General features: G+C 68.1%; 6 protein-coding genes. 3 read left to right on the top strand and 3 right to left on the bottom strand.

All coding sequences use genetic code 11. The annotated features are described in order from the left end of the window. Positions 1-229: 229 nt before the first annotated feature. Both C5E10_RS17100 and C5E10_RS17095 read right to left on the bottom strand, forming a co-directional pair. Positions 230-649: a cupin domain-containing protein gene (locus tag C5E10_RS17100; RefSeq protein WP_258071194.1), complete on the bottom strand. Its 420-nt coding sequence runs from the start codon at positions 647-649 to the stop codon at positions 230-232. Next, positions 646-2,079 (bottom strand): FAD-binding oxidoreductase, encoded by a 1,434-nt coding sequence (locus C5E10_RS17095; protein ID WP_104332661.1) that lies wholly within the window; start codon positions 2,077-2,079, stop codon positions 646-648. The genes C5E10_RS17100 and C5E10_RS17095 overlap by 4 nt, the downstream gene beginning before the upstream one ends. A gap of 216 nt (positions 2,080-2,295) precedes the next feature. Here C5E10_RS17095 and C5E10_RS17090 point away from each other — a divergent pair, with 216 nt between their 5' ends. Further along, positions 2,296-2,946: a DUF937 domain-containing protein gene (locus tag C5E10_RS17090; RefSeq protein WP_104332696.1), complete on the top strand. Its 651-nt coding sequence runs from the start codon at positions 2,296-2,298 to the stop codon at positions 2,944-2,946. A gap of 206 nt (positions 2,947-3,152) precedes the next feature. Continuing rightward, positions 3,153-4,079 carry a hypothetical protein gene (locus C5E10_RS17085; protein WP_104332660.1) on the top strand — a complete coding sequence of 309 codons (927 nt, stop codon included), beginning with the start codon at positions 3,153-3,155 and terminating at the stop codon, positions 4,077-4,079. A gap of 45 nt (positions 4,080-4,124) precedes the next feature. On the opposite strand, the gene C5E10_RS17080 is transcribed toward C5E10_RS17085, so the two are convergent. Further along, the gene (locus C5E10_RS17080; RefSeq protein ID WP_104332659.1) at positions 4,125-4,457 is read right to left on the bottom strand and encodes a nuclear transport factor 2 family protein; all 333 of its coding nucleotides are present in this window, start codon (positions 4,455-4,457) and stop codon (positions 4,125-4,127) included. Between the two features lie 202 nt (positions 4,458-4,659). Between C5E10_RS17080 and ectB the strand changes: the two genes are divergently transcribed. Further along, a complete protein-coding gene (gene ectB / locus C5E10_RS17075) occupies positions 4,660-5,985 on the top strand; it encodes a diaminobutyrate--2-oxoglutarate transaminase (RefSeq protein WP_104332658.1) in 1,326 nt (441 codons plus the stop codon). Positions 5,986-6,202 lie beyond the last annotated feature (217 nt).

The following is a 6,202-nucleotide window of genomic DNA, read 5'->3' as shown; positions in this document are numbered from 1 at the left end:
TTCCTGGGCGTGGAAGCGCACTGGGCGCATCCGCTGCCTGCTCTGGCGCGGCAGGTCGGGCGTGGTCGAGTGACGCTGATGGGTTTTCGCGACGCTGATGGGTTTCTCGGATGCGCGTGATGGGTTTTAGCGACCGGTGATGGGTAAAAACCCATCACGGTCACCGAAAGCCATCACGGGCCCGGCAGGGCGGCGGAAGGAGAAGCCCCAGCCCCAGCCGGCGCGGCCCCTAGCTGCCGCTCTCCACGAGGTACAGCTTGCGCAGGGGCGCGCCGGTGACGGTCCACCGGGTGCGCATCCCTTCGCCGAGTCGCACGATGGAACCTGGTTCGAGGTCGATCGAGGGCAGTTCCGGCTCGAGGAACTCGACCGTCGCCGTGCCGCTGATGACGAGGAACACCTCGTCGGCCTCGACGTCGAGCATCGACCCGGCAGACATCTCCCACAGCCCGAACTCCGCGCCCGCGAAGGCACCGAGGTCGAGGGCGGCGGTTGTCGGCTCGCCGCTCACCTTCTGCCAGCCCTCGACGGGGTCGTGCGACAGGGATGCACCCCGCGCGTGCACGACCGAACCGGGGAGCATCCCGCTCACGTCCGCGGCACCGGCCTCGGCCTCGGCATCCGCCTCACGCGCTCCGTCCCCGCTCACGAGTCGAACCCCAGCCCGACTGCGTCCATCGTCTTCAGCCACAGTCCGCGCTTGCCTTCGTTGCGGTCGGCGCGCGCCATCTCGGCGAGCGACACCTTCGCGCCGAACGACGCGAACGGCTCCGGCGGGAACGGTAGCGGCTTCTTCTTCACGAAGTCCATGCGCGTGCGCTCGGTCTCCTCGCCGCTCAGCAGGTCGAGGAGCACGTTCGCCGCGTACCTGGTCGCGCCGACGCCGAGGCCGGTGAAACCGGCGGCATGCGCGACGCGGCCGTCGTACTCGGTGTCGAAGAACGAGAAGAAGCGCGTGCACGTGTCGATGACGCCGCCCCACTTGTGGGAGAAGCCGAGCCCCTCCAGCTGCGGGTAGGTGGCGATGAAGTGCGCCGCGAGCTTCTCGAACGTCTCGGGGCGCTGGTCGTACTGCTTCTTGATGCGCCCGCCGTAGTTGTACACGGCGTCGTACCCGCCGTAGAGGATGCGCGTGCGGCCATCCGCATCCGTCACCAGTCGCGAGTAGTGGAAGCGGTTGTTGAGGTCGGTGATGCCCTGGCGCCGCTTCCAGCCGATCGATTCGAGCTGCTCGTCGCTCAACGGGTTCGTCATGAGCACGTAGTCGTAGACGGGGACCGTGTAGAAGCGGTCGCGCTTGATGAGCGCGGGGAACGCGTTCGTGCCGAGTGCCACGCGCTGCGCGTAGACGCTGCCCTCGTCGGTCCCGACCGTGACCCCGCCCCCGTCGGCGTCGAGCGAACGGACCGGGGTGTTCTCGAAGATCGCGACACCCATGCCGAGCACCACGCGCCGCAGCTCCCACACGAGCTTCGCGGGGTTCACGAGCGACGTGCCCTCGCGTTCGTAGTTCGCCGCGAGAAACAGCGGAGAGGCGACTTCCGCCTGCAGGGTCTGTCGGTCGAGGAACTCGAGCCCGGAGTCGCCAGCAGCATCGTGTTCGAGCTCCGGCACCTGATGCGATTCGGTGGCGACGTTAAGCACCCCCGTCTCCTCGTAGTCGCAGTCCATGCTGTAGCGCTTCACGGCCTCGCCGATCTCGCGCAGGTTCTCCAGGCCGAGGGCCTCGAGCTTCGGGTACTCGTGCGGCAGGCGCTCCTTGCCGTTCGATTCGCCGTGCGTGAGGCTCGCCTCGCAGAACCCTCCGTTGCGGCCGGACGCCGCCCAGCCGACGCGCTTGCCCTCGAGCAGCACGACCTTTCGCTTGGGGTCGCGTTCTTTTGCGAGCAGTGCGGTCCACAGCCCCGTGTATCCGCCGCCCACGATGACGAGGTCCGCGGTGATCTTCCCCCGCAACGGCGGCAGTGCCGCTGGGCGGCCGGGGTCGTCGAGCCAGTACGTTGCGGCCTTCGCGCCAGCGAGCGCCGCGGCGACGCGCTCCTGGCTGATCTCGGCTTCTGCTCGATCGAACGTGGTCATTGATGTCCTCCGGGTGGGGGTGTTGGCCATCTGCTTGTTCGTGTCTACCCTGCAGACCTACCGTTTGGGTGGACGCAGTGTCGGTTCGTGGCTGAGACCTTCGACGAACCGTCCGACAAGCTCAGCACGATGCACGGCGGATCCACCACCCCCACCGCTACCCTCGGGCTCACGCGGCCCCACGATCGGTGCCGCGCCATCGATCAAGGGGAACTCATGACCGACATCACTGAACTGCTCGCGCTCATCCCGGTGGACGACATCGCCGGCAAGCTCGGCGTCGACAAGCAGACCGCGCAGCAGGGGATCCAGGCAGCGTTGCCGACCCTCATCGGCGGACTGCAGGCCAACGCGGCTGACCCCGCCGGGGCCGCATCGCTCGAGCATGCGCTTGCGAAGAAGGACACGACCCTCGTCGACGGCCGTGTCTCGCTCGCCGACATCGACACGAACGACGGCCAGAAGATCGTCGACAACGTGTTCGGCAGCAACACCGACCAGGTCGCCGCCGCCCTCGGCTCGGCACCAGGTGGCCAGACGTCCGGCCTCGTGCAGAAGCTGCTCCCGATCCTCGCGCCCATCGTGCTCGCGTGGCTCGCGAAGAAGTTCCTCGGCGGCCAGCAGGGCGCATCCACTACGGCGGGCGCGAGCTCCGGCGGCGGCCTCGAGGATCTCCTCGGTGGGATCCTCGGCGGCGGTTCGGCGTCCGGCAGCAAGGCGGGCGGCGCGGCAGGCGGCGGCGGGCTCGGCGACATCCTGGGCGGAATCCTCGGCGGTGCGGGCAGCGCAAGCGGCTCGGGCAGCGCGGCGGGCGGTGGCGGGCTCGGCGATATTCTCGGTGGGCTGCTGGGCGGCGGCAAGCGCTAGGCGAGGAGAGCCGCGGATGCGCGGGAGGGCCCGCAAGCTCGGTTCGCCCTCCCGCGCACCCGCAGCCTGACGCCACGCACGTTCCGATCCGACCGCTGCTTCGAAACGAGACCACCATCACCAACGCCGGTACCGAGAACCTCTGGGCAGCAATTGCGCTCGCCGCCTTCCTGATCATCACCGCATCCGCGATCGCGCTTCTCCTGATGAAGCTGCCGATCTCTCCGAGCTCGAGACTGCCGCTGACGCCACTCGCCGCGCAGCACCGCGTCAAACGCCTCGACGACGATAGCCGCGGCTGGGAGACAGCCTTCGCTGGCGAGCTCCTCTGGCTGGCGCACCGCGGGGTGCTGCGCATCCACGAGGTCGACGACGCGGGTGCCGCGGCGAGAATCATCGACGCGGGCTACCGGCCCCCGGTTGCGACGGGGTGGGAGGTGGAGTTCCTCCGCGACGATCCACTGCTGCCCACCTGGTCGCAGGCTGTCGTGGACGTCTACTTCCCGTTGGGGACACGAAGGCCAGCGGACCGGGCGCGAGTCGACCGCACCGGCAGCGACGATCCCGCCCGCAGAGCGGCGCTGAAGACGAGCGTCATCGCCGAACTCGACCGCCACCGCGTCGACACGTCGGCCCGCGGCACCTGGGTGTCGCGGCTCCTCGGGAGCCCATACAGCCGCGCCTTCGCGGGCCTCCTGGTGGTGCCGATCGGCTTGCTGCTGCTGGCCCCTCTGCTCCCCGCCTGGGCGGTGCCCGTCTACCTCGCGGCGCTTGCCGTCGTCGTCGCACTCACCTTCGTGCGGTCTCCCCTGCAACGCCGCTGGTCGAAGCTCTGGGATCGATACCGCGAAGAGAGCCAGTACCTCCACGAGCTGCCACTCGACGAGCGCGGCGCGGGATCCACGAGAGTCGTCTACCTCGACACGTTCGCCGAGAACCTCGGCTTCGCCGACGTCGTCCTGTACGGCCTATCGGAAGATGTGGCCCGCGGATACGCGCAGCAAGCCGACATCATGGTGCGGGAAGGGCTGCTGGAGAGCATCCGGCCAGCCTGGCTGGTCCCTCAGCGCCAACGGGTCACGCCGAGCGAGCTCACCGATCTCGTCGACGGGTTCCTCTTCACGGTGCGCTGAGCGCTCTCCTGCAGTCTCGTCACCGCCAAACGGCGCATCCGCCGACTATCGGTGCGAGGGGATGCTGAACCGCTTGATCTTGTCGCCCTCGACGGTCACGAACGCGCGCGAGGTGCCGTTGAAGCGGTTGCTGCGCCAGTCGAAGAACAACTCGGTCGTGTCGCCCTCGGTCGTCGCCTCCTTGATGACCATCTGAGCGCTCTGCCCGATGGCGTCACTCTGCGCCCAGCTGCTGACACCCTCGCGCCCCTCGAGCACGCGGCCCCAGTCATCGACGCAGCCGTCTTCGGCGAACGCGTCGACGAACGCCTGCTCATCGCCCTCGTTGATCGCATCGACAAGGGCCTGCACTGGCGCAGGCACTGTGATCTCAGTCATGGAACCCCCATCTCGTTGCGGACGATCGCCGCCCGAACGGCCACAATGTAGCAAGCCAGCCTCCGGATTCCCGGGCATAGCCGTAAGCTCAGAATCTCGGGATGCGCGGCGACCAGCCCCACGCATCCGCCCTGCGGCTCCATAAAGGCAAGCCCGGCTCGTCAAAAACGGGCCCCGTCAACAAGCAGAAGGTGAACTGAGCATGAGCGACTTCTCGCCCCTTGAAGTATTTGACCGTCGCGAGTCAGAAGTCCGCGGATACATCCGCTCATTCCCCGTGGTGTTCGACCGCGCATCAGGTTCGACCCTCGTGACGGCAGACGGCGACGAGTACCTCGACTTCTTCGCGGGCGCGGGCGTGCTCAACTACGGGCACAACAACCCCCTCTTCACGAAGGCGCTCGTCGAGTACATCGAGCACGGCGGCATCCTCCACGGCCTCGACATGGCGACCTCCGCGAAGCGCGCGTTCATCGAGGCATTCGAGCAGTACGTGCTCGAGCCGCGCGGCTACGACTACAAGATCCAGTTCACGGGACCCACCGGCGCCAACGCCGTCGAGGCGGCCCTCAAGGTCGCGCGCCAGGCGACGGGGCGCACGAACGTGGTCGCGTTCACGAACGGCTTCCACGGCCTCAGCCTCGGCGCGGTGGCCGTCACCGGCAACAAGAAGTACCGCGACGCCGCCGGGACCACGCTTGGCGACGTCACCCGCCTCCCCTTCGAGGGATACCTGGGCGACAAGCTCGACACGCTCGACCTGTTCGAGAAGATGCTCGACGACACCGGCAGCGGCCTCGACCTGCCCGCCGCCGTCATCGTGGAAGCCATCCAGGGCGAGGGCGGCATCAACGTCGCGAGCCCCGAATGGCTGCGGCGCCTTCGCACGATCACCGAAGAGCGGGGCATCCTGCTGATCCTCGACGAGATCCAGGCGGGCATCGGCCGCAGCGGATCCTTCTTCGCGTTCGAGGAGTCGGGCATCGTCCCCGACCTCGTCACGGTGTCGAAGTCGATCTCCGCATCCGGCCTGCCCATGTCGCTTGTCCTCCTCCGCCCCGCAGTGGATGTGTGGAAGCCGGGCGCCCACACGGGCACCTTCCGCGGCAACAACCTCGCATTCGTCACGGCACGCGTCGCGCTCGAGCAGTACTGGGCTGACGAGGTGTTCATGACGACGGTCGCGGAGCGTTCCGCCGAACTGCGCGCTGGCCTCGAGAGCATCGCCGCCGACTACCCGCAGCTCGGCCTCACGGTGCGCGGCCGCGGCCTCATGTACGGCATCGTCAGCCTCGACGACCGCGACCTGCCTTCGCGCATCTCCGCCGAGGCGTTCCAGCGTGGACTCGTCATCGAGACCGCGGGCGCTTTCGAAGAGGTCCTCAAGTTCCTCCCGGCGCTCACGCTCACGAGCGATGAACTGCAGACGGGTCTCCGCATCGTGCGCGAGAGCCTCGACGCGGTCCTGGCCGGTGACGACTCCGAAGCCGAGCACGCCGTGGAAGACCACGCCGCCTCGCACGCGTAGCTGCTCGCAGCACTCGACAGACGCGCCCTCGGCCCGACCTTCACGGTCACCGGGGGCGCGTCTCTGTCTCTGCGCCCGGGCGCAGAGAAGTCACCCAGAAACACCCTCCGCGCGCCGGCAACCTGCTTCTGGCTTACTCCTGAGGATGAGGATGAGGATGAGGATGAGGATGAGTATGAGGATGAGGATGAGGAAGGGGGGCGGAAGGGGGCGGAAG

The sequence above is a fragment of the Pseudoclavibacter sp. RFBG4 genome (assembly GCF_002931515.1).
Taxonomy (GTDB): domain Bacteria; phylum Actinomycetota; class Actinomycetes; order Actinomycetales; family Microbacteriaceae; genus Pseudoclavibacter.
This window is presented reverse-complemented; position numbering and strand designations above follow the sequence as displayed.

What these genes read in the sequence shown, in the direction of transcription:
- C5E10_RS17095 (WP_104332661.1), bottom strand. Translation starts at nt 2,079, where the DNA reads ATGACCACGTTCGATCGAGCAGAAGCCGAGATCAGCCAGGAGCGCGTC.
- C5E10_RS17090 (WP_104332696.1), top strand. Translation starts at nt 2,296, where the DNA reads ATGACCGACATCACTGAACTGCTCGCGCTCATCCCGGTGGACGACATC.
- C5E10_RS17085 (WP_104332660.1), top strand. Translation starts at nt 3,153, where the DNA reads ATGAAGCTGCCGATCTCTCCGAGCTCGAGACTGCCGCTGACGCCACTC.
- C5E10_RS17080 (WP_104332659.1), bottom strand. Translation starts at nt 4,457, where the DNA reads ATGACTGAGATCACAGTGCCTGCGCCAGTGCAGGCCCTTGTCGATGCG.
- ectB (WP_104332658.1), top strand. Translation starts at nt 4,660, where the DNA reads ATGAGCGACTTCTCGCCCCTTGAAGTATTTGACCGTCGCGAGTCAGAA.